Raw genomic sequence first — 22737 nt, forward strand, 5'->3', positions numbered from 1 at the left:
GCTCGTGATGGTGCGCGCAGTCAGTGTAACGATAGGTACGACAGATGCACGGGACGAGCGGAGAGGGTCGCGGTGTCACCGAACAGGAGTGGGCGTGCGGGCGGGTTCGGGCCGCGGTGGGCGGTTCTCGCGCTCGCCGCCGCGGCGGCGGCCGGCTGCGGCGTCGACACCAGCAGCAGTGTCGGCGGGCCGATCTCGGCCGGGCCCGTCGTCGTCGGTGCGTCCGACTCGGTCGAGAGCGAACTGGTCGCGCGGCTCTACGCGGGCTCGCTCGACGCCCACGGCCGCAGCACCGAGCTGCTGCTGGGGCTGGGGGACCGGGCGGACCGGTTGGCCGCGCTCGACGCCGACCGGGTGGCGCTGGTGCCGGACTACACGGGACGGCTGCTGCACTGGTTCGATCCGGGCGCGGAGGTGACCGCCGCCGACGACGTCTACGAGGCGCTCAACAAGTCGCTGCCGCCGGGACTGGCGGTGTCCGACTACGCTCCCGCCGACGACCGGTCGTCCCTCGTGCTGGGTGCGGCCCGAGCCGGCAGCTCCGGTCCCGGCACCGTCGGCGACCTCGCGCCCGACTGCGCGACGTCGACGCTCTACTCCACCCCCGAGTTCGCCGAGGACCGGAACGCGTTGTCGCGGCTGGCATCGGTGTACGGCTGCACGTTCGCGGCGGTCGTGCCCGTCCCGGACGCCGCCGCCATGAGCGGCGAGCTGGCCGGTACGGCGGCCGTCGGGGGGACGACGGCCGCTGCGCCCGCCGTCCGCGCGGACGAGCTGGCCGTCCTGGGTGACGAGGACGATGCATTCACCGCGCAGAACGTGGTGCCGCTCTATCGGGGTGAGGCCCTGACGTCGGACGACGTCAAGGCGCTGAGCGTCGTCATGCAGCTGACGACGTCGGACCTGACCGGAATGGCCGCCCGGATCCGCGCGGGGGAGATCTCCTCCGCCGACGCCGCGAACGAATGGCTCGACGAGCACCTCTGACGGGCGTCGATCAGTCGGGAGCCTCGTCGCCGGTGTCGACCACCGGCTGACGCTCCCGGTCGGCGACGTTGCCTTCGGCTCCCTCGTCCTCGCGATCCTTCTCGACCTTCTTCTCCAAGTCGTCGACCAGGCGTTCGAGATGCTCACCCGGCCGCGACGACGGCTGCGAAGGCTGCAGCGTCTGCGGCGTTTCGGTCGGGTGCTCGTCGGAGTTTCCCACGATGGCCTGTCTCCTCACATCGTCATGGCACGTTCGGTCTCAACCGCCGGCGGGCGACGGGTCGAGCAGTTCAAGGGTGCGCTGCACGGCGGCGCCGTACGCGAGGTGCGGCACCACGTCGGACATCCAGTCCGCCGCTGACCACTCGCGGGGATCGCTGATGCCCAGCACCGCGACGGGCACGTCGGCCGCGGCCATCGCGGCAAGTCCGGTGAGCACCGAGCCGCGCGCCGTGGCCGGGCGAAAACCGGCGGCGCGAACGTGTGCGGCGACGGTTCCGAGGACCACTCCGGTGAGGATCCCGCCCAGTGCACCCGCTGCGGTGCGCCGCGACTCCCGGGCCGCGCCGTCGCCGCCGCCGTTCCCGAACAGTGCCCCGAGCTTCTCGATGGCCGCGTCCGGCACGGTACTGGCCGGCCGCCCGCGGAGCATCATGTCGAGATAGGTAATGGTGTTCAACGCCGTCGTCCCGGCCGCGCCGGCGATCAGGCCCGCCGCGGTGGTGCGCGCATTCACCGCTGCCTCCCTACTCGGCGGCGGGTGGTACCGCGTCGGGGTCGTAGTCCTCGAGGCCGGCAGCGATCCGCTCCTGCTCGGTGCGCTTCTCGAGGTAGTCGTCCTCACCGCGGTCGGGGAACTTGCCGTGCTCGCGACGGTCCTTCGGTGCGGGCACCTGGGGGTCGATCACGTCGTCGAGGTCGGGGCTGTCGTGCCGGTCGTCCTGCTGGTCGCTCATGCGTACCTCCTGCTGTCGAGCCCGCCTGTCGGGCGTCGGTTCGACTACCCGGGGGGCGGCGGTGCCAAACACCCGGACGAACCGGGAAATCAGGAGGCAAGGTGTCCGTCGGCGGTCGACGGGAACGATGCACGCAGGAAGGCGCCCAGGTCGGCCACGGCGTCGGCGGCCTCGCCCAGTACGGACGCCTGCAGGTGCGCGACGTGCCACAGGTTCGGGTACTCGACGTAGTGCAGGCCGTTGCCGGCCGTCTCGAGTTTCGCGGCCAGCTCGACGATCTGGGGGTAGAGCAACTCGCCGGTGCCCACATGGACAGCGGCGGGCGGCAGACCGCTCAGATCGCCCAACAGCGGGGCGAATCCCGGGTCGGCGGGGTCGCCGCCACCGAGATACGCCGCCGCGCACGTGTGGGCCCACCGCGAGTTGACGACCAGGTCGCGGTCGAACGGGGCCTCTTTCGATCCCGGGTCGACCCACGGCGAGATGAGCGCGAGCGCGGCGGGGTGCAGCTGCTCGGCGTCGACCAGCCGACGGGCGGTCGCCAGACCGAGCCCGCCGCCCGCCGAGTCACCGGCCAGTGCGACGCGATCCGCCGAGAATCCGTGGTCCGCGACCAGTTCCCGGAACGCGGCGACCGCGTCCTCGAGCCCCGCCGGGTACGGGTGCTCGGGCGCGAGACGATAGTCGAGCGTGTAGACCACGCTCGCGGACTCGCGGGCCAGGTGCGCCGCGAGCGATCGGTGCGTCGCGAGCGATCCGATCGTGTACGCGCCGCCGTGCAGGTACAGCACCGCGGTCGGCCGATCGGTGGCGCCGACGGTGATCCGCTCGGCCGGCCGGCCCGCGAGAGTCGTTCGGTGCGTGACGGTTCCGTCGGGCAGCCACTGGATCGGTGCGGCCAGGTCGAGCAGCGCCCGCTGCACCCGGTACGGCAGACTGGCGTTGAGCGCCAGCCGGTAGAACGGCTTCAACGACGCCGCGACCAGGGGCAGCGGGAGCTGGATCGACCTCATGCGTACGCCTTTCAGTGCGCCTTGGGCAGGACGCGGGCGGTGACCGTTGCGACCACCCGCTGGTAGCTCGGGCCGACGATCCGCACCCAGGCGTCGAGGAACTTGGCGTCCGCGCCGATCAGGACCCGCGCTTTGTTCTTGCGCACGCCGTTCACGATCGTCTTCGCCGCATCCTCGGGGGTGGTGCGCGCGAGCCGCTTGTCGAAGAACTGCGCGAACGTCACCTGGTCGTCGCCGTCCGGCACCGCGGCGTTGCGGGCGATCGCGGTCTTGATCCCGCCCGGGTGCACGCACGTCACCTGCACCGGATGCTTCGCGATGAGCATCTCCTGCCGCAGCGACTCGGTGAAACCGCGGACCGCGAACTTGGCTGCGTTGTAGGCACTCTGGCCCGGAATCGACAGCAGGCCGAACAGGCTCGACACGTTCACGAGATGCCCGTCACCGGACGCGATCAGGTGCGGCAGGAACGCCTTGGTCCCGTTGACGACGCCCCAGAAGTCGACGTCGACGATGCGCTCGATGTCCTTGAACTCCGAACGCTCCACCTCGCCGTGGAAGGCGATGCCGGCGTTGTTGTAGACCTGGTTCACCTTGCCGAAGTGGGCCACCACCGCGTCCGCGTACGCGAGGACGGCCTCGCGCTGGGTGACGTCGAGATGATCGGACTTGACCTGCGCGCCCAGCGCCTCCACCTGGCGGACGGTCTCCGCCAACCCCGCCGAATCCATGTCGGAGAGCGCGAGTTTCGCGCCCTGCCCGGCGAGGTGGAGTGCGAGTGCGCGGCCGATGCCCGAACCGGCGCCGGTGATGACGCAGACCCTGTCCTTGAACTCGCTCACTGTGCTGCCACCTTGTCGTCGTCGAGATCGGACAGTTCGGCGTCCACGGAGTCGGCCGCGGCGGTCTGCGCGCTCACCGCGGGAGCGGGCAGGTCGCCGGCGGCGACGCTGCGGTAGGCGCCCAGGTCGAACTGCTTGGTCATGTTCCGGAACTCGAACGTGAAGCCCGGCCACAGCGTGGTGTTGTTGCCGTGCTTGTCGAGATACCAGCTGGCGCAACCGCCGTTGTTCCACACGCTCTTCGAGAGCTTGGACTGCAGCTCCCGGTTGTACGCGTCCTGCGCATCCTTGCGGACCTCGACCGTGGCGAGGTCGTAGCGTTCGATCACCTTGATCGCGTCGACCACGTAGTTCACCTGCGACTCGATCATGAACACCATCGAGCTGTGCCCCAGGCCGGTGTTGGGGCCGACCAGGAAGAACATGTTGGGGAAGTTCGCGATGGCCGAACCCTTGTACCCCTGCTGGCCGCCCTCGTCGAACGTCTGCGCGAGGGACCGACCGTCCTTGCCGAAGATGCCGGCGAACGTGGGGGAGTCGGTGACGTGGAAACCGGTGGCGACGACGATCGCATCGACCTCACGCTCGACCCCGTTGCGGTCGACGATGGAGTTCTTGCGAACCTCGGCGATGCCGTCGGTGACGACGTCGACGTTCGGCTGCGCGAGCGCCGGGTAGTAGTTGTTGGAGATCAGCATGCGCTTGCAGCCGATCTGGAAGTTCGGGGTGACCTTGCGGCGCAGTTCCCGGTCCTTGATCTGCCGGCGCAGATGCCGCTCGGCCGCGAACTGCAGCGGCTTCATGAAGATCGGGGCCTTGGCGAGACCGACCACCTGGGTCTCGCGCATCCAGTAGATCCCGGTGCGGCAAAGCTTCTGGAAGCCCGGCACGTACTTGAACGCCAGGTGCTCGGCCTTGGTGTACTCGCGGTCGGCGCGCGGCAGGATCCACGGCGCGGTCCGCTGGTACACGTCGAGCTTGCCGGCGGTCTTCGCGAGCTGCGGGACGATCTGGATGGCGGAGGCGCCGGTGCCGATCACGGCGATCCGCTTACCGTCGAGCGTGGCGTCGTGATTCCACTGTGCGGAGTGGAAGATCTCGCCCTCGAACCCCTCGATGCCCGCGATGTCGGGCAGGGACGGCTCGCACAGCGCGCCGACGGCCGCGACGACGACCTTCGCGACGAAGTCGCCCTTCGAGGTGCGCACCTCCCAGTGCGCGCTCTCGTCGTTCCAGTGCGCCGACTCCACCTCGCACCCGAAGACGTGCTTGTCGAGCACGTCGAACTTGCGGGCCACGGACGAGATGTAGTTCTGGATCTCCGGCTGCGGCGAGAACGAGCGCGTCCACTCGGGATTGAGCGCGAAGGAGTACGAGTAGAGGTGGGACGGCACGTCGCACGCGGCCCCGGGGTACGTGTTGTCGCGCCACGTACCGCCGACGTCGTTGCCCCGTTCGAGCACGAGGAAGTCGTGCTTGCCCTCCTGGACCAGCTTGATAGCAGCGCCGAGGCCCGCGAAGCCGCTACCGATGATCAGTGTGTCGACCTGGCGCGGGGACGCGGCCCGGGCGGAAGTATCTGTGACTGGGAGACTCATGTAAGGGAGCGTAGGGCCTTATTGATCGGCAGTCAATAGTTGTTGACCGCCGTTCAGTAAGGTGGGGGCATGGATGCCGCCGTGAAACGCACGCGCCTCAGCCCGGCGGAGAGGCGGGCGCAGCTGATCGACCTGGGCGTCAGGATGCTCGCCGAACGCTCCCTCGAACAGATCTCGGTCGAGGACATCGCCGATCAGGCCGGTGTCTCGCGCGGGCTGCTGTTCCACTACTTCACGTCCAAGCACGACTTCCATGTCGCCATCGTGCGCCACACCAGTGCGGAAATGCTCGCCCGCACCGCGCCCGACCTCGAACTCGCGCCGCTCGAGATCCTCCGGGACGTGATGGCGTCGTACGTCGACTACGTCTCCGAGAATCGCGACACGTACGTCTCGCTGCTGCGGGGGACAGCCAGTGGGGACCCCGACATGCGGGAAGTCTTCGAGGAGACGCGAGGCGAGATGGCCCGCCGGGTGATCGACCAGCTGCCGACGCTCGGCATCGACCCCGACGCGCGGACCGCGCTGTCGGTGCGAGGCTGGATCGCGTTCGTCGAGGAAGCCACCATCACGTGGCTCCGTTCCCCGGACATCCCGCGCGACGAACTGATCGAGCTGCTGGTGACGGCGCTGCCCGCCGTCGCCCTCGGTGCGGGCGCCGCGGCGGCGCTGCTCGGCGGCTGACCGGCTCCCCGGGTTTCGCGCACTCGGCGCGGCGCCGGCGGGTTTGCCGGACGCACGACAGCGGCCCGTCCACTCGTGACGAGTGGACGGGCCGCTGTGATGTCTCAGCCGGGCAGGCGGATCACTTCGTGGGCGTGAACGCCGCGTCGATGATCTCCTGCTGCTCGACGGCGTGGACCTTGCTCGAGCCCGACGACGGCGCCGACATCGCGCGACGCGAGACACGCTTGATGCCGCTGAGCTTCTCGGGCAGCAGTTCCGGCAGCGCCAGGCCGAGGAACGGCCATGCACCCTGGTTCGCCGGCTCCTCCTGGACCCAGAAGAACTCGCCGACGTTGGGGTAGCGGTCCAGCGTCTCGGCGATGCGGCGACGCGGGATCGGGTACAGCTGCTCGATCCGGACGATCGCGACGTCGTCGCGGTTCTCCTTCTGCTTCTTCGCCAGCAGTTCCCAGTAGATCTTGCCGGACGTCAGCAGCACCCGCTTGACCTTCGAGCGGTCGCCGCCCTCGGTGTCGAACGTGGGCTCCTCGAACACCGAACGGAACTTGCCGGTGGTGAAGTCCTCGAGGTTGCTGACCGCGGCCTTGTTGCGCAGCATCGACTTGGGCGTGAACACCACGAGCGGGCGGCGGATGCCGTCGAGGTGGTGACGACGCAGCAGGTGGAAGTAGCTGGCCGGGGTCGACGGCATCGCGACCGTCATCGAGCCCTCGGCGCACAGCTGCAGGAACCGCTCGATGCGGCCGGACGTGTGGTCCGGGCCCTGGCCCTCGTGGCCGTGCGGCAGCAGCAGCACGACGTCGGACAGCTGGCCCCACTTGGCCTCACCGGACGAGATGAACTCGTCGATGATGGTCTGGGCGCCGTTGACGAAGTCGCCGAACTGCGCCTCCCACAGCACCAGGGCGTCGGGGTTGCCGACCGAGTAGCCGTACTCGAAGCCCAGGCCCGCGAACTCGGTCAGTGCCGAGTCGTACACCAGGAACTTGCCGCCGTTGTCGGCCTCCGCCGCGAGCTCCGCGATGGGGTTGTACTCGTCGCCGGTCTTGCGGTCGATGAGCACCGAGTGGCGCTGCGTGAACGTGCCGCGGCGCGAGTCCTGGCCGGCCAGGCGCACCAGTGCGCCCTGTTCGGCGAGCGAACCGAACGCGAGGAGCTCGGCGAAGGCCCAGTCGATGTGACCCTCGCGGGACATCTCCCGGCGCTTCTCGATGACCGGCTTGACGCGCGGGTGCACCGTGAAACCGTCGGGGACGTTGACGAATGCGTCACCGATGCGGGCGAGCGTCGCGGCGTCGACGGCCGTGGTCAGGCGTGCCGGCGGGGTCTGGTCCAGCTCCACCGACTCCGACGGTTCCGGTTTGAACTTCTCGAGCTCACGGACCTCGTTGAACACCCGCTCGAGCTGACCCTGGTAGTCACGCAGGGCGTCTTCGGCTTCCTTGAGCGAGATGTCGCCGCGGCCGATCAGGGCCTCGGTGTAGCTCTTGCGGACGCTGCGCTTGGTGTCGATCAGGTCGTACATCGCCGGCTGCGTCATCGACGGGTCGTCGCCCTCGTTGTGACCGCGACGGCGGTAGCAGATGAGGTCGATGATGACGTCCTTGCCGAACTTCTCACGGAAGTCGACGGCGAGCTGCGCCACCCAGACACAGGCCTCGGGGTCGTCGCCGTTGACGTGGAAGATCGGCGCGCCGATCATCTTGGCGACGTCGGTGCAGTACTCGGACGAACGCGAGTGCTCCGGGGCGGTGGTGAAGCCGACCTGGTTGTTGACGACGACGTGCACGGTGCCACCGGTGCGGTAGCCGCGCAGCAGCGCCAGGTTCAGGGTCTCGGCCACGACACCCTGGCCGGCGAACGCCGCGTCACCGTGGAGCATGAGCGGCATGACCGTGAAGCCGTCCTGGCCCTTGTCCAGGATGTCCTGCTTGGCGCGGACGAGGCCCTCGAGGACCGGGTCCACCGCCTCGAGGTGCGACGGGTTCGCGGTCAGCGACACCTTGATGTCGTTCTCGCCGAACATTTGGATGTAGGTGCCCTCGGCGCCCAGGTGGTACTTCACGTCGCCGGAGCCGTGTGCGGCGGCCGGGTTCATGTTGCCCTCGAACTCGGTGAAGATCTTCGAGTAGGGCTTGCCGACGATGTTCGCCAGCACGTTGAGGCGACCGCGGTGCGGCATACCGATGACGACCTCGTCGAGGCTGTGCTCGGCGGCCTGGTCGATGATCGCGTCCATCATCGGGATGACGGACTCGGCACCCTCGAGCGAGAACCGCTTCTGCCCGACGTACTTGGTCTGCAGGAAGGTCTCGAACGCCTCGGCGGCGTTGAGCTTGCTCAGGATGTACTTCTGCTGCGCGACCGTCGGCTTGACGTGCTTGGCCTCGACCCGCTCCTGCAGCCAGGACTGCTGCTCGGGCTCGAGGATGTGGGTGTACTCGACGCCGATGTGGCGGCAGTACGCGTCCCGCAGGATCGACAGCACGTCGCGCAGCTTCATCCGCGCCTGGCCGTGGAAGCCGCCGACGTTGAACTCGCGGTCGAGGTCCCACAGCGTCAGACCGTGGGTGGTGACGTCGAGGTCGGGGTGGCTGCGGAACTTGTCCTTGACGAACTGCAGCGGGTCGGTGTCGGCCATCAGGTGACCGCGGTTGCGGTACGCGGCGATGAGCTCGAGCACACGGGTGTTCTTGTCGACGGCGCCCTCGGGCACGTCCTTGCGCCAGCGGACCGGCTCGTAAGGAATGTGCAGCGAGTGGAAGATCTCGTCGTAGAACTCGTCGCTGATCAGCAGGTTGTGGATCGTGCGCAGGAAGTCGCCGGACTCGGCGCCCTGGATGATCCGGTGATCGTAGGTGGAGGTCAGCGTCATGAGCTTGCCGACGCCCATCTCGGCGATGCGCTCGTCGCTCGCACCCTGGAACTCGGCGGGGTACTCCATGGCGCCGGCGCCGATGATGGCGCCCTGACCCTGCATGAGGCGCGGCACCGAGTGCACGGTGCCGATGCCGCCCGGGTTGGTCAGCGAGATCGTGACACCGGAGAAGTCCTCGGCTGTGAGCTTGCCGTCGCGCGCACGCCGGACGATGTCCTCGTAGGCGCTGTAGAACTGCACGAAGTTCATCGATTCGCAGCCCTTGATGGCGGCGACGACGAGCGAGCGGCTGCCGTTCTTGCCGGGCAGGTCGATGGCGAGGCCGAGGTTGGTGCTCGCCGGGGTGACGACGTTCGGCTTGCCGTCGATCTCGGCGAAGTGGCGGTTCATGTTCGGGAACGACTTGACCGCCTGCACGATCGCGTACCCGAGGATGTGGGTGAACGAGATCTTGCCGCCACGGGTCCGGGCGAGGTGGTTGTTGATGACGATGCGGTTGTCGAACATCAACTTCGCGGGCACAGCGCGGACGCTGGTCGCGGTCGGGATCGAGAGCGACGCCGACATGTTGCGGGCCACCGTCGCAGCCGCGCCGCGCAGGACCTGGTTGGTGTCCTGGGTGGCCGCTTCGGTGGTCTCCGCCTTGGGAGCAGCAGCAGGCTTGGAGGCAGCGGGCTTGGGTGCGGCAGCGGCCTTGGGGGCAGCGGCCTTGGTGGCGGCGGCCGGCTTCGCCGCGGCAGCGGACTCGGCAGCCGCGGGCGGGGTCGCCGCCTTGGGGGCCTGAGCCGGAGCGGATGCCTCGGTTGCGGGGGCGGCGGGCGCGGGAGCTGCAGAGGCCCCAGCCGCACCGTTCGCCTTCTTGGTGGCGACGTCGCCAGCGCCGTTGAGCGCTTCACCGTTTCCGCCCGCATTCGCCGCATCGGGCGAGTAATCGGTCAGGAACTCGTGCCAACTGGCGTCCACGGATGAGGGATCATCCTGGAAGCGTTGGTACATCTCGTCAACCAACCACTGGTTCTGTCCGAACTGGGAAGTAGAGCTGCTGCTCACGGCAGGTGTTCGCCTCGTTTCTTTCTTCGGTACCCGATCAGAGCGCCTATACACATGAGGCTAGCCTCCGCGCGACGAGCTCGGGCATCCGGTCCGTCGCGTGTCGGCTGTCTCACATTGTTGCGATGGGGTCTCCATCGATGACGGTTCTCGTGGACGAATTATTCCCCTGTTCACCGGCCGCCGCATCACAGAGTCGCGCGTAGTGGCCGCCTGCTCGCCGAAGGGCGTCGTGAGCACCGGTTTCGACGATCCGGCCGCCCTCGACGACCACGATGAGATCGGCCTGCGCGGCGGTCGCCAGCCGGTGCGCGACCACGACCGATGTCCGCCGCCGAGTGACCATTTGGTTCGATTCCAGGACCAATCGCTCCGTGGCCGGATCGAGGGTCGCGGTCGCCTCGTCGAGCAGCATCAGGTCGGGGTCGACCATCTCGGCGCGCGCGAGCGCGATCAGCTGCCGCTGGCCGGCGGACAGGCCCTGTCCGCGTTCCCCGATCGGCTGGTTCATTCCGCCGGAGAGGGCCGCGATGGTGGGCAGGGCGCCCACGGCGCGCGCCGCGGCCTCGATCTCGGCCCGCGACGCGTCCGGACGTCCGTAGGCGATGTTGCTCGCCACGGTGCCGGTGAACAGGTGGGCCTCCTGGGGGACCACGCCCAGCCGGCCGCGGTACCGGTGTAGGGGATAGCGGCGCAGGTCCTCACCGTCGACGCGCACCGAACCGGACGTCGGGTCGTAGAAGCGGGCCAGGAGCTTGACGACCGTGGACTTGCCCGCGCCGGTGCGCCCCACGAGCGCGACCGTCGTCCCGGCCGGGACGTGCAGGTTGATCTCGCGCAGCGCGTCGGAGTCGGCGCCCCGGTACCGGAAGCCGACGTCGTCGAACCGGACCTCGCCGCGCAGATGACCCTCGATCGGGACGGTGTCACCCGGGTCGGCCGTCTCGATCGAGCTCGGCGTCGCGAGCAGATCGGCGATCCGCCGCAGCCCGACGTCCGCCTGCTGGTAGCCGTCGAACACCTGCGACAGCTGTTGGATCGGGCCGAAGAGCAGTCCCAGGTACAACACGAACGCGACCAGGGTGCCGGCGCTCGTGGCGCCGTCCGCGACGCGCTGCGCCCCGACGAAGACGACCGCGGCCAGTGCCAGGTCGGACAGGAACGTGATGAACGGGAAGTACACCGAGATGGCGCGCTGCGACCGCATCCGGCTGCGGCGGTAGCTGTCCGCGCGTTCGGCGAACCGTCGGGCGGCGAACTCCTCACGCCGGTAGGCCTGGGCGGCTCGCAGGCCGGCGATGTTCTCCTGGAACTCGGCGTTGACCAGTGAGATCCGCTCGCGGGAGACGCTGTACGCGGTGCCCGAGACCCGGCGGAAGACGAGCGTGGCGATCGACAACGGCACGAGCGCGGCCAGCGCCACCAGCGCGAGTGCCGCATCGGTGGCCAGCAACGCGACCGCGATGCCCACCAGGGTGAGCAGCGCGACGACCGCCGTCGACAGCCCGGTCTGGATGAAGGTCGACAACGCGTCTACGTCCGTGGTCATCCGCGTCATGATCCGTCCGGACAGCTCCCGCTCGTAGTAGTCGAGGCCGAGTCTTTGCAGGTGGGCGTAGCTGCGCACGCGCAGCCCGAACAGCACCCGTTCGCCGGCCCGCGCGGTGATCACCGTGAGGATCGCGACCACGAGCCAGCCGACGAGGGCGAGGGTGCCGCCCACCGCGGTGGCCGCCCACAGTGGCCCGACATCGCCCGGGACCACCCCGTGGTCGATCGCGAACCGCACGATCGACGGGAACGTGATGCCGATCAGCGAGTCCAGGGCCAGGCACAGCACGACACCGGCCAGGAGCCACCGCACGGGGCGCAGCAGGCGCCCCAGCCGGAACTCGGAGTCGTCGCGGCGGATCGCGGCGGTATCGGTCCGCGGATCCTCGTCCGCGGGCGGCAGCGCCTCGACGGCACGGCGCAACTCGGGGGTGGCGGCCACCCCGCCGAGCGCGCCGGCCATGTGGCCGCCGCCGCCGTGCCCACCCCCGCCGCCGGGACGGCCGGGGTCGGGCGCGCCGGCCGCGGTTTCGTCGTCGTCGCCCGCGACGGCCGGCCACAGCTGCGCCTCGGTGGGCTCGACGACGGGTGCGGTGGCTGGTGCGTCGGGTTCGGTGCCGAGCGGATCCGGCGCCGAGAGCAGGGTGCGGAACAGGGCGCAGCGGGCGTCGAGTTCGGTGACGGTCCCGATGTCCACGATCCGGCCGCCGTCGAGAACGGCGACGCGGTCGGCGAGCGTGAGGGTGGAACGACGGTGGGCCAGGACGAGAGTGGTGCGGCGGCGGCTGTCGCGCAGCGCCTCGAAGATCGTGGCCTCGGTGCCCGCGTCCACCGCGGACGTGGCGTCGTCGAGGACCAGCACCCGCGGATCGACCAGCAGCGCCCGCGCCAGGGCCACGCGCTGTCGCTGGCCGCCGGACAGCGTGAGTCCGCGTTCACCGACGACCGTGTCGTATCCCTCCGGCAGCGCCGCGACGAAGTCGTCGGCCTGCGCGAGCCGCGCGGCGGCGCGGATCTCCTCGGCGGTGGCGTCGGGCCGGCCCAGGGCGATGTTCGCGGCGATCGTGTCCGAGAACAGGAACGGCTCGTCGAACACGAGCCCCACGGCCTCCCGGAGCTGCTCGGCACGGAGCTCGGTGACGTCGTACCTGTGTCCGCCGTTCGTCAGCGCGACGGAGCCAGCACCGGGCGTGTAGAAGCGGGGCAGCAGCAACGACAGCGCGGTCTTGCCGGAGCCGGCCGGGCCGACGACCGCCACCGATTCGCCGGGGGCGATGGTGAGGTCGAGACCGTCGAGTACGTCGCGGCCCTCCTCGAACCCGAACGAGACGTCGCGCAGGTCCACCCCGAGCGGACCGTCGGGCAGGTCGGTGGGATGCGCGGGATCGGCGACGTCGGGTTCGGTGTCGATCACCTCGTAGACGCGTTCGACGGCGGCCCGCGACAGCTGGGCCATGATGACGACCTGCGACAGCGTGCGGGTGGCGGCCGTCATGGTCGTGACGTACGTCGCGAACGCCAGGAACGTGCCGACGGTGATGGAACCGTGCAACGCGAGGTAGCCGCCCAGCGCCACCACACCGACCAGGCCGAGCTGGGGGATCGCGGCCATCGACGGCGCGAACCGGGTGTTGATCCGGGCGGCCCGCATCCGTTCGGCGAAGAGCGTGCGGCCGAGCCCCTCGAGCTGGTCCACCGCGCGGGACTCCTGCCCGAACCCTTTGACGACCCGGACACCGGTGACGGTTTCCTCGACGTGTTGGGCCAGGTCGGCGGCGCGTTGCTGGGCCGACCACGTGGCCGCGAACAGCGTGGGCCGCACGGCGTAGACGACGAGGGCGACGGCGGGCACCACGACGAGCGCGACGACGGTGAGCAGGGGCGAGAGCCACGCCATGATCACCAGCGCCAGCACGAACTGCAGGACCACGCCCGCCGACATCGGGACCATCGCCAGCAGGCCCTGGACCAGTTGGAGGTCGGTGATCGAGCGGGACACCACCTGCCCGGTGCGGATCTGGTCCTGACCGCGCCCGTCGAGACGTTGCAGCGAACCGAGCAGTCCCAGCCGCAGGTCGTGCTGGACGTCCAGCGACAGCCGGCCCGCGAGCATCCGGCGCCCGTACTGACAGCCGAAGCGCACGCACGCGAGCACGGCGATGACGATCGCGATCCCCGCGATGACGCGCGTGGCCGTGGATTCCCCGGCCGAGGCCGCGTCGAGCGCGACCTTGGTCAGCAGCGGGAACAGGATGTCGATGACCGCGGCGACCACGGTCACCACCAGTGCTCCCACCGCCGTCCGGCGGTGGGTCCAGCACTCCGCCGCGAGCCTCTTGATCCAGCCCGGGCGACCGTCGGCCTCCGTCTGTGTGTCCTGGGTAGCCGTCGCGGTGTCCTGTGTAGCCATCGCGATCAACCGTAGTCCGGCCGGGCGACATACCGGACCGTGGCCGCTTCGCATCAGGTCCGGCGCGGTCCCTCCGTCATCGTCCGGAGCACGTGCGCGAGATCGACGTGTTCGTGGGCGGCGCCGTAGACGGTGGCGCCGGACGCCGCGGCGGCGCGGCCGACGGCCGCAGCGTCCGCGCCGGCGACCGCCACCCGCCCGTCGGGCAACCGGCGGACGTCGACGATGCCGGCCGCCGCGAGGGCTGTCGCGAGTCCGTAGGGGTCGGAGCTGGCGACGCAGATCCGATCTCGGCAGGCGGCTCGCAGTTGCGTCAGGGGGCCTTCGTGGACCACCGCACCCCGTGCCACGACGACGACGTGATCGAGGATCGGCGCGAGCTCGGTAAGCCCGCGGCTCGCGATCAGCACGGTACGGCCGGGGCGGACGAAGTCGACGAGGAACTGCCGCAGCCACGCGATGCCCGCGGTGTCCAGACCGTCGGCCGGCTCGTCGAGCACCAGCATCAGGGGGTCCGCCGGCAGCGCGGTGGCGAGCCGCAACCGGAGGCGCCGGTGCGGTACCGACGTGCCGGTAGCGCGGAGGGCGGTGTCGGTCAGTCCCACCCGGCGCAGCGCGTGCCGCGCCCGCTCGTCCGGGACGCCGGCGGCCGCGGCGTACACCCGCAGGCTGTCGAGCGCGCCGCGGACCGGGTGCGGTCCGCGGGTGTCGAGCACGGCGCCGACGCCGCGCGTGGGTACGGGGAGCGCGCGCAGCGGGGACGCGCCGATCGTCGTGGAGCCGGTGTCCGGCCGGACGCGCCCGAGCAGCATCTCCAGCGTGGTCGTCTTGCCGGCGCCGTCGGGACCGACGAGTGCGGTGATCGCGCCGCGCGGCGCGGTGAAGCTCAGGTGGGCCACAGCCTGGACGGCGCCGAAGCGCTTGGACAGATCGTGCACGGCGACCGCGGGCCCGCCCGCCGATGCCACCCTCGGTCGTTGCTCCGTCATCGCCGACCCCCGATGCACCCGAGGTTGCGGCCGCGCATCCGGCGCCGACGACGCCGGATGCGCGGCCCGTGCCACTACTTGTTCAGCAGATCCTGCATCTGCGTGATCTCGGCCTGCTGGCTTGCAACGATCTGCTGCGCCAGCTGCCGCACCTGCTCGCTCTCACCGGTGTCGAGAATCTGCTCGGAGCTGGCCACTGCACCCTCGTGATGTTCGATCATCATCTCGAGCCACATGCGATCGAAGTCGGCGCCGTTGGCGTTCTCGAGGGCTTGCATCTGCTCGCCGGTCATCATGCCTTCGTGCCCGCCGGACATCCCCGGCATGCTCGACATCTCGCCGTGATTCATGCCTTCGTGCCCCTGCGCCGTCGTCTCGCCGTTGCCGGGGGTCGGGATGCCGCTGGGCTCCGGGACGCCCCACGCCTTCAGCCACCCCTCCATCTGCTCGATCTCGGGGCCCTGCGCCTTCTCGATCTGCTGGGCGAGCGCGACGACCTCCGGATTTCCGCTGCGGCTGGGCACCAGTTCGGCCATCTCGACCGCCTGTTCGTGGTGCGGGATCATCATCTCGACGTACGCCACGTCGGCGTCGTTGTGGGCGCCGCCCTGCTCGTTCGTGCCGGACGCCGCGGCGGACGTGGTGACCGCGGTGGTCGTGGTGCCCGTGTCGTTGTCGACGTCGTCGGAGCAGCCGACGAGGAGCGTGACGGTGGCCGCTGCGGCACCGACGGCGACGAGCATGCGCTTGGTGTTCATGGAAATCTGCACTTTCTGTCTGGTGATCGTGGACCGGACTGCGGCCGGAACGGCTCGGGGCCGCGCCGCAGTGGCCCTGTCACACCCGCAGGATGCACAGCGAGGACAGGAAGACCGAGGTGGTTCGGGCGAAGGGTGGGGCGCGTCCGACGCCGCCGGCCCGAGCCGACGGTCGGCGCGGCCGCGCCGGGCCGCCGCGGGCCGTGCGCAGCAGTAGCCACGCCGTGACGGCCAGCAACGCCGCGGCCAGCAGGATCGCCAGACACATGTGGAAGCCGGCGTGATCGCGGCCGTGCGCGGGGGCGGGAGCGTCGTCGGCGGCCGCCGACGGTCCGGGAGCGGCCTGCTCGGCCGGATGGTGGGCCGACACCGCCGGACCGGCCGCGCCCAGCGTGCCCGTGGTCACATGATGCATCGCCAGGATGCCGAACACGAGGGCGCAGAGTGCGGCCAATCGTGTGAGCGATGCTCGAACCTGCCCCGGCATGGTTACAACTGTACCGACCGGGAGGGTGCGGTCACCGGGCGAGAAACGGCAGGACCTCGCCGAGGAACTCGCTGGGACAGTCCAGCTGTGGACAATGACCGCAGTTCGGGATGACGGCGACCCGGCGGTCCGCGCCGACGGTGATGCGGCGTGCCGCGCGGGCCGGGGTCAGCAGATCGTTCGCGCCCCACAACAGCAGGGCCGGGACGGCGAGTTCGTCGATCATCGTGGGGATCGGGAGTTCCGCGATCTCGCGGATCACGATGCGCCCGATCGTCAGCAGGGCGGCGACCTGTTGCCGCGTGGCGTAGTGCTCGACGTACCCGGCTCGGACGCCGGCACCGGCGCGCATCGGATGGCGCAGTGCGGCGCCCGCGTACAACGCCCCCACCATCTGCTGCAGGTACCGGGCCGGAAGTGGGCGCGTGAGCAACTGCGTGAGCCGGTCCACCCGCAACTGGGTGCCGCGGGTCCAGGAGCGGGGGACACGGGTGACCCCGGGCATGTCGGACAGCACGACGTCGGCGACCAGGTCGGGTCGCGCGGACGCCCAGGCCAGGGCGGTCACCGCCCCGAGCGAGTTCCCGATCACGCTGACCCGATCGTCCTCGTCGCCGACGAGCGCACTGAGCACCTCGACGTAGCCGTCGATGAGCGGCTCCTGCCATCGGGCGGCGGCGCTGAGACCGAATCCCGGCAGGTCGACGACCAGCACCCGGTAGCGCTCGGACAGCGTGGGCAGGACCTTCTGCCAGGTGCCGCCGTGGTCCGAGTAGCCGTGCAGGAGGACGACCGTGCGCTCACCCTGTCCGGTCGACAGGACGTGTAACCCCTCGAGACTTTCGGCGCGCACGGCGGCGTCCTCTCGTCGGCCCGGGTGTCAGGACCGGGCGCTGCGTGACTCGTTGCGAGGCTCGGGCTGTTCCGGCACCACGTAGAGCCGGCTGCGCCGGCCGATCGTTCCGGCCGGGTCCGACCACTTCGCGGGCGCGGGACCGAACGCCTCTCGTGCATTGTCGACGACTCCGCGGCCGATCGCGCGGTTTCCGGCGCCTCCGATGACGGCGCCGACGCCGGCGGGGAGCAGTTTGCCGAGGATGAGGGCGCTGCGCTTCGCGGCGTACTTGGTCACGAACTTGCGGATCAACGAGCTGTTCATCGCCTTCATCGTCTGCGGCGGAATTCTGCCGGTGACGAGCCGGGCCCAGTTGGTGGCGGTCAGGCCGGTGGCGCGTTCGACGATCTCCATGCCCGACTCACCGAGGGCGACCGCCAGTACCAGGGCACGCCGCTGCTGGTGATCGTCGGGAGAGATCCCGTGTACGGCAGCGATGGCCAGTGTCAGCAGCGCCGACGACTCGAGGAAGAACGCGGTCTCGGCGCCGACCGCGGCCACCGAGGCCATCGTGCCGACCGCGGGGACGGCGGCGGTCGCGCCCACCGCGCTGCCGCTGCCGGTGACGGCCGTCAGGAACATCTTCTCGAGCCGGGCCACGATCTGCGCGGGCGTCTCGTCCGGGTGAGCGCGCCGCACCCGTTCCACGTACTTGGCCACGGCCGGGGCCTGCAGCCTGCTCGCGTTGTCCAGCACGGACACGATGGTCGATTCGATACGCCCCTGCTTCTCGGCCATGACAGTCCTCATCTCGGTTTCCCGGCCCCGGGCATTCGGGCAACTCGGTCACTCGACCTTCGACTATAGGAAACCGGCCCTCCCGCCTCGGAATTCCCCGTGCCGGGGCCGCGTCCGCGGATACGCTGGTGAGACCGACGACGGCCGAGGCAGGTGAGCGACGATGACCGGCACAACCGCGGTGTGGCCCGCACTCCGGTACGCGAAGGCGCGGGAGGCGATCGTGTTCCTCGTCGAAGCGTTCGGGTTCGAGGAGCGGGCGGTGCACGGGGAGGGCGAGCGTATCGATCACGCGGAACTCGCGTGGCCCGGCGGTGGCGGGGTGATGCTCGGTTCGGCACGCCCGGATTCGGCCATCGCGGACCTGCCGACCGGAACCGGGGCGGTGTACCTGGTCACCGACGATCCCGACGGGCTGTACCGGCGGGCCGTGGATGCGGGCGCGAACGTCGTGCAGGGGCTGAAGGACGAGGACTTCGGTTCCCGTGGCTTCACGTGCCGCGACCCCGAGGGTGTGTTCTGGAGCTTCGGGACCTACCGCGGCGAATGACCGTCAGACCCGCTGGGTCGAGGCCCAGTGCGACAGCGGCACAACCTCTTCCGGGCGCGGAGGCGGGGGCGGCGTGCCGTCTCCGAAGGGCCGCCCACCGAGCAGTTCCCGGTTGTGCGGTTCGAGCCAGTGCGACAGGTCGGGCCCCTTGGGGACGATCTGCGTGGGATTGATGTCCTTGTGGACGATGTAGTAGTGCTGCTTGATCTGCGTGAAGTCGATCGTGTCGCCGAATCCGGGGGTCTGGAACAGATCCCGCGCGTAGTCCCACAGCACCGGCATCTCGGACAGCTTGCTCCGGTTGCACTTGAAGTGACCGTGGTACACGGCGTCGAAGCGAGCGAGCGTCGTGAACAGCCGGACGTCGGCCTCGGTGATGGTGTCGCCCACCAGGAATCGCTGGGTCGAGAGCCGTTCGGTGAGCCAGTCCAGCCGCTCGAACAGGCGGTCGTACGCCCGGTCGTACGACTCCTGTGAGCCCGCGAAACCACACCGGTACACGCCGTTGTTCACGTCCCGGAACACCAGTTCGGCGACCTCGTCGATCTCGCTGCGCAGGTCCTCGGGATAGAGATCCGGCGCGCCGTCCCGGTGGAAGTCCTTCCACTCGGTCGACAGGTCCAGCGTCATCTGCGCGAAGTCGTTGGTGACCACCTGGCCGGTCGCGATCTCCACCATGGCGGGGACGGTGATCCCGCGCGGGTATTCGGGGAACCGTGCGAAGTACGCGTCCTGCAGGCGGGGAATCTTCAGCACCGGGTCGACGCCGCCGGGATCGAGGTCGAAGGTCCAGCTGCGCTCGTCGTGTGTGGGTCCGCAGATGCCCATGGACAGAACGTCTTCGAGCCCGAGGAGGCGGCGCACGATGATCGCGCGGTTGGCCCACGGGCACGCGCGCGCGACGATCAGCCGGTACCGGCCGGCCTCGACGGGGTAGCCGTCGCGGCCGTCGGCGGTGATGCGCGTGGGGATGTAGTTCATGTCCCGGGAGAACTCCTGGCCCGGTGCCACGAATTTCGCGCCGACGGCCGTGCTGCCGTCGCCGGTGGTCGTGTCGTCGCCGTCGTCGCTCATTGCCGATCAGCTCCCTCCGTCGCCGTCTCTCACACGGTACTGGCCGTCACCGCGACCGACACGACAGTTCCGAGCTCCTCGTATCCCAGGCGCGCCGCCAGGCGGCGCGACGCGACGTTGTCGCGGTGTGCGCGCCACTGCGGAATCAGCCCGGCGTCGAGCGCGTCGTTGGTGGCCAGACGGGCGGCGGTGGCGCCGAACCCGCGGCGGCGCGCGTCCGGCAGCGTCAGGGCGCCCATGTCGGCGATGATGCCCTGCCACTCCCGGAAGGCGGCGGATGCGAGCGGGCGATGGGTATCGTCGAGCACCGTGAACCAGTTGGCCTTGTCGGTCAGTGCGGCCTCGGCGACATCGTCGGGCGGGCAGGCGGACTCGAGCGCACGGACGTGCTCGAGGTCGTGTGAGACCAGCGGCTGCTCGACGGCGACGCTCTTGCCGAAATCCGCCGCCCAGGCCAGTGCGACGGGTCCCGAACACCGGCCGGAGTGGTCCTTGGCGAGCGCCAGCAGCCCGCCGGACCGGGCGAGGTCGTTGTCGGACCGGTCCTCGGCGCGGTCGACTGCCCAGGCGGGGCCCACCAGCGCGGTCGAGCCGGCCAGAGTCACGAACCGGATCCGGTCGGCGTCGTCGTCGATCCGGACGTGACGCACTCCGGAGTCGTCGAAGGCACGGTCCGGCAGGCCGAGCTCTCGCGCCCACGCCAGCCGGATGATGTCGATCTGATGGCCGTCCACATCGTCAACGGTAGTGCGGGGGTCGCCGGTGCACAGCGGGTGGACCACGATCGGACGTCGTCGCCGAGGTGCCGAGGCGTACCGTCGAATCAGCTGGAACGCGAGGGAGTGTGACGGTCGATGTCGCCTACCGCACGGAGCGCCGGCGGGAACTTTCCCTCGCCGCTGACGACGTTCGTCGGGCGACGACGCGAATCCACCGCCACCAAGCGATTGCTTGCGCAGTCGCGGCTGGTGACGCTGACCGGGGTCGGTGGTGTGGGGAAGACCCGTCTGGCGCTGCAGGTGGCGGGGGACCTGCGGCGCGACTTCCGGGACGGGGCGTGGCTCGCCGAACTCGCCGAGCTGCACGACCCCGAATTGGTGCCGGACGCGGTCGCCGCGGTGTTCGGGTTGCACGACCACGCGACGACTCCGCCGATGGAGCTGCTGGTCGAGTATCTGGCGGGGCGTGAACTGCTGCTGGTCCTCGACAATTGCGAGCACCTGGTGCACGCGGCGGCGAAGCTGGTCGACACGGTGTTGCGCGAGTGCCCGGGCGTGCGGATCCTCGCGACGAGCCGGGAGGCCCTCGGGGTGGGCGGTGAGGCGGTCGTGCGGGTGCCGCCGCTGCCGGTGCCGGATCCGGACTCGCCGCCGTCGCTCGAGGCTCTGCCGCGATACGAGTCGGTGACGTTGTTCGTCGATCGGGCCCGCGCCGCGTACCCCGATTTCGTTGTCACCGAAAGCAATCGGGCCGTCATCGCGCGCATCTGCCATCGGCTCGACGGCCTGCCGTTGCCGATCGAGCTGGCCGCCGCACGGGTGCGGGTACTCTCGCTCGACCAGATCCTCGAGCGCCTCACCGACCGCTTCCGCCTCCTCACCGCCGGCAGTCGCGTGGCGCCGTCACGGCAGCAGACGTTGCGCCTGAGCGTCGACTGGAGTTACGACCTGTGCACGCCCGACGAGCAGCAGCTGTGGACCCGGTTGTCGGTGTTCTCGGGAGGATTCGAGCTCGACGCCGTCGAAGGTCTCTGCGCCGAGGCCGTGGGTTCCGACCGCGCGGTCGATCTCGTCGCGTCGTTGGTCGACAAGTCGATCCTCACGATCGAGAAGACCGATTCGGTGGTGCGGTACGGGATGCTCGAGACGTTGCGGGACTACGGCCGCGAACGGTTGGACGAGGCGGGGGAGACGGACCGGTGCCGACGGCTGCACCGGGACTGGTTCCTGGGACTGGCCGAACGTGCCGAGGGGGAGTGGATCAGCCCGCGTCAGGTGGAGTGGATCGCCCGGCTCACGCGGGAGACGGCGAATCTGCGGGACGCGCTCGAGTACTGCGCGGCGGGGGCGCGCGAGGGTGCGACCGGTATTCGACTGGCGAACGCCCAGTTCCCGCTCTGGTTCTGTCGCGGCATGCTCGGCGAGGGGCGACGCTGGTTCTCGCGCATGTTCGCGGCCTCCGACGAGGAACCCGGCGCGGCGCGGATCGCGGCACTGTGCGCGGCGAGCCAGCTGGCGGGCATGCAGCAGGACTTCGCGGCCGGCGCCGACCTCGTCGCGCGAGCGACGCGCCTCGCCGACGTGCTGGGCGATCCGGTCGTCGCCGCGCTGGCAGTGCAGGCGACCGGTCGGCAGGCGCTCTACCGCGGCGACCTCGGGGTGGCGATGGAGTTGCTCTCGCGCGCGGTGGGGCCCCTGCGGGAGGCGTCGAATCCGCAGTGGTCGATCTGGGCGTTGCAGGCGCTGGGTCTGGCGGCGGGGATGGCGGGAGACATCGCGTCGGCACAGGCGTGTCACGAGGAGGTTCTGGGCGTCACCGAGGCCCGGGGGGAGAGCGAGTACCGGGCGCGCGCGATGTATCTGCTGTCGCTGACGTTGTGGCGGCGCGGCGACCGCGCGCGGGCCGCGGAGCTGTTCGTCGAGGCGCTGCAGTTGACCCGCCTGGTCGACGACCACTTCGCGGGGGCCGGGTGCCTGGAGTCGCTGGCGTGGGGTGAGGCGGCTTCCCGGCGCGGCGAGCGGGCGGCGATCCTGTCCGGTGCCGCGGAGGCCATGCGGCAGACGATGGGGGTGCCGCCGGTGCTCATCCCGACGATGCTCGGCTACCACGAGGAGTGCCGCCGGCTGTGCCGCTCGATTCTCGGGGACCGTGGATTCGAGGTGGCGTTCGCCAAGGGCGCGACGCTGGAGTTCCCGGAGGCGGTCGAGTTCGCGCTCGGTCGCGGCGAGGGCGTCGGGATTCCTCGTGCCGAGATGGAGGCGCCCACCGCACCGATGCGCATCGTGGTGCCGACCGGGGAGCCGCCCGCGCTCACGCGGCGCGAGCGCCAGGTGGCGGACCTGGTGGCGCGGGGGCTGACGAACCGGGAGATCGCGGAGACGCTGGTGATCTCGCAGCGGACCGCGGAGGGCCACGTCGAGCGGATTCTGTCCAAGCTCGGGTTCGGGTCGCGTACGCAGATCGCGGCCTGGGTGGCCGAACAGCGGGACGAGGCATCGTCCTGACCTGGGGCGAGGCGTCGTCCGGGACGTCGGCACGAGGCGTCGCCGGGGAC

19 protein-coding genes are annotated in these 22737 nt (G+C 70.3%); 4 read left to right on the plus strand and 15 right to left on the minus strand.

The annotated features are described in order from the left end of the window. Positions 1-72: 72 nt before the first annotated feature. A complete protein-coding gene (locus E7742_RS03270) occupies positions 73-987 on the plus strand; it encodes an ABC transporter substrate-binding protein (RefSeq protein ID WP_137797625.1) in 915 nt (304 codons plus the stop codon). Between the two features lie 10 nt (positions 988-997). Here E7742_RS03270 and E7742_RS03275 read toward each other — a convergent pair whose 3' ends face one another. From E7742_RS03275 to E7742_RS03300, 6 genes are all read right to left on the minus strand, one after another. Next, complete coding sequence (locus E7742_RS03275) at positions 998-1207, minus strand: hypothetical protein (RefSeq protein ID WP_137797626.1); 210 nt, start codon at positions 1205-1207, stop codon at positions 998-1000. 39 nt (positions 1208-1246) lie between these two features. Continuing rightward, positions 1247-1723 carry a hypothetical protein gene (locus E7742_RS03280; protein WP_137797627.1) on the minus strand — a complete coding sequence of 159 codons (477 nt, stop codon included), beginning with the start codon at positions 1721-1723 and terminating at the stop codon, positions 1247-1249. 10 nt (positions 1724-1733) lie between these two features. After that, a complete protein-coding gene (locus E7742_RS03285; protein WP_137797628.1) occupies positions 1734-1943 on the minus strand; it encodes a hypothetical protein in 210 nt (69 codons plus the stop codon). Between the two features lie 89 nt (positions 1944-2032). Then, entirely contained in the window at positions 2033-2956 is a 924-nt protein-coding gene (locus tag E7742_RS03290; protein WP_137797629.1) for an alpha/beta hydrolase, read from the minus strand. Between the two features lie 11 nt (positions 2957-2967). Next, entirely contained in the window at positions 2968-3798 is an 831-nt protein-coding gene (locus E7742_RS03295; RefSeq protein ID WP_137797630.1) for an SDR family NAD(P)-dependent oxidoreductase, read from the minus strand. Beyond that, entirely contained in the window at positions 3795-5396 is a 1602-nt protein-coding gene (locus E7742_RS03300; protein WP_137797631.1) for a flavin-containing monooxygenase, read from the minus strand. Before E7742_RS03300 ends, E7742_RS03295 begins: the two co-directional genes overlap by 4 nt. Before the next feature lie 69 nt (positions 5397-5465). Between E7742_RS03300 and E7742_RS03305 the strand changes: the two genes are divergently transcribed. Continuing rightward, positions 5466-6080, plus strand: a complete 615-nt coding sequence (locus E7742_RS03305; RefSeq protein ID WP_137797632.1) for a TetR/AcrR family transcriptional regulator — start codon at positions 5466-5468, stop codon at positions 6078-6080. A 121-nt stretch (positions 6081-6201) separates the two neighbouring features. Here E7742_RS03305 and E7742_RS03310 read toward each other — a convergent pair whose 3' ends face one another. The 7 genes from E7742_RS03310 to E7742_RS03340 form a co-directional block, all read right to left on the minus strand. Continuing rightward, positions 6202-10011, minus strand: coding sequence for a multifunctional oxoglutarate decarboxylase/oxoglutarate dehydrogenase thiamine pyrophosphate-binding subunit/dihydrolipoyllysine-residue succinyltransferase subunit (locus E7742_RS03310; protein WP_137797633.1), 3810 nt, complete (start codon positions 10009-10011; stop codon positions 6202-6204). 112 nt (positions 10012-10123) lie between these two features. Next, positions 10124-13972 carry an ABC transporter ATP-binding protein gene (locus E7742_RS03315; RefSeq protein WP_137797634.1) on the minus strand — a complete coding sequence of 1283 codons (3849 nt, stop codon included), beginning with the start codon at positions 13970-13972 and terminating at the stop codon, positions 10124-10126. Positions 13973-14025: 53 nt separating this feature from the next. Continuing rightward, entirely contained in the window at positions 14026-14961 is a 936-nt protein-coding gene (locus E7742_RS03320; protein ID WP_137797635.1) for an ATP-binding cassette domain-containing protein, read from the minus strand. A gap of 74 nt (positions 14962-15035) precedes the next feature. Further along, on the minus strand, positions 15036-15719 hold the full coding sequence (locus E7742_RS03325) for a DUF305 domain-containing protein (protein WP_137797636.1): 684 nt from the start codon (positions 15717-15719) through the stop codon (positions 15036-15038). A 79-nt stretch (positions 15720-15798) separates the two neighbouring features. Then, positions 15799-16206 carry a DUF6153 family protein gene (locus E7742_RS03330; protein WP_137797637.1) on the minus strand — a complete coding sequence of 136 codons (408 nt, stop codon included), beginning with the start codon at positions 16204-16206 and terminating at the stop codon, positions 15799-15801. Between the two features lie 31 nt (positions 16207-16237). Beyond that, positions 16238-17059, minus strand: coding sequence for an alpha/beta fold hydrolase (locus tag E7742_RS03335; protein WP_175420393.1), 822 nt, complete (start codon positions 17057-17059; stop codon positions 16238-16240). A 27-nt stretch (positions 17060-17086) separates the two neighbouring features. Then, a complete protein-coding gene (locus E7742_RS03340) occupies positions 17087-17839 on the minus strand; it encodes a hypothetical protein (protein WP_137801027.1) in 753 nt (250 codons plus the stop codon). A 163-nt stretch (positions 17840-18002) separates the two neighbouring features. Between E7742_RS03340 and E7742_RS03345 the strand changes: the two genes are divergently transcribed. Then, positions 18003-18389, plus strand: a complete 387-nt coding sequence (locus E7742_RS03345; protein ID WP_137797638.1) for a VOC family protein — start codon at positions 18003-18005, stop codon at positions 18387-18389. Between the two features lie 3 nt (positions 18390-18392). Here the strand turns inward: E7742_RS03345 and E7742_RS03350 are convergent, their stop codons facing one another. Together E7742_RS03350 and E7742_RS03355 are read right to left on the minus strand one after the other, a co-directional pair. Continuing rightward, positions 18393-19370: a glutathione S-transferase family protein gene (locus E7742_RS03350; RefSeq protein ID WP_441346906.1), complete on the minus strand. Its 978-nt coding sequence runs from the start codon at positions 19368-19370 to the stop codon at positions 18393-18395. Positions 19371-19492: 122 nt separating this feature from the next. After that, positions 19493-20197 (minus strand): GNAT family N-acetyltransferase, encoded by a 705-nt coding sequence (locus E7742_RS03355; protein WP_137797640.1) that lies wholly within the window; start codon positions 20195-20197, stop codon positions 19493-19495. A 120-nt stretch (positions 20198-20317) separates the two neighbouring features. Between E7742_RS03355 and E7742_RS03360 the strand changes: the two genes are divergently transcribed. Then, the gene (locus tag E7742_RS03360; RefSeq protein WP_137797641.1) at positions 20318-22687 is read left to right on the plus strand and encodes an ATP-binding protein; all 2370 of its coding nucleotides are present in this window, start codon (positions 20318-20320) and stop codon (positions 22685-22687) included. Positions 22688-22737 lie beyond the last annotated feature (50 nt).

Source organism: Rhodococcus sp. SGAir0479 (assembly GCF_005484805.1).
Lineage (GTDB): Bacteria > Actinomycetota > Actinomycetes > Mycobacteriales > Mycobacteriaceae > Prescottella.

Bases quoted from the DNA above. Each gene is read 5' to 3' on its own strand.
- E7742_RS03285 (WP_137797628.1), bottom strand. From the start codon at position 1,943: ATGAGCGACCAGCAGGACGACCGGCACGACAGCCCCGACCTCGACGAC.
- E7742_RS03290 (WP_137797629.1), bottom strand. From the start codon at position 2,956: ATGAGGTCGATCCAGCTCCCGCTGCCCCTGGTCGCGGCGTCGTTGAAG.
- E7742_RS03300 (WP_137797631.1), bottom strand. From the start codon at position 5,396: ATGAGTCTCCCAGTCACAGATACTTCCGCCCGGGCCGCGTCCCCGCGC.
- E7742_RS03305 (WP_137797632.1), top strand. From the start codon at position 5,466: ATGGATGCCGCCGTGAAACGCACGCGCCTCAGCCCGGCGGAGAGGCGG.
- E7742_RS03315 (WP_137797634.1), bottom strand. From the start codon at position 13,972: ATGGCTACACAGGACACCGCGACGGCTACCCAGGACACACAGACGGAG.
- E7742_RS03320 (WP_137797635.1), bottom strand. From the start codon at position 14,961: ATGACGGAGCAACGACCGAGGGTGGCATCGGCGGGCGGGCCCGCGGTC.
- E7742_RS03325 (WP_137797636.1), bottom strand. From the start codon at position 15,719: ATGAACACCAAGCGCATGCTCGTCGCCGTCGGTGCCGCAGCGGCCACC.
- E7742_RS03330 (WP_137797637.1), bottom strand. From the start codon at position 16,206: ATGCCGGGGCAGGTTCGAGCATCGCTCACACGATTGGCCGCACTCTGC.
- E7742_RS03340 (WP_137801027.1), bottom strand. From the start codon at position 17,839: ATGGCCGAGAAGCAGGGGCGTATCGAATCGACCATCGTGTCCGTGCTG.
- E7742_RS03345 (WP_137797638.1), top strand. From the start codon at position 18,003: ATGACCGGCACAACCGCGGTGTGGCCCGCACTCCGGTACGCGAAGGCG.
- E7742_RS03350 (WP_441346906.1), bottom strand. From the start codon at position 19,370: ATGAACTACATCCCCACGCGCATCACCGCCGACGGCCGCGACGGCTAC.
- E7742_RS03360 (WP_137797641.1), top strand. From the start codon at position 20,318: ATGTCGCCTACCGCACGGAGCGCCGGCGGGAACTTTCCCTCGCCGCTG.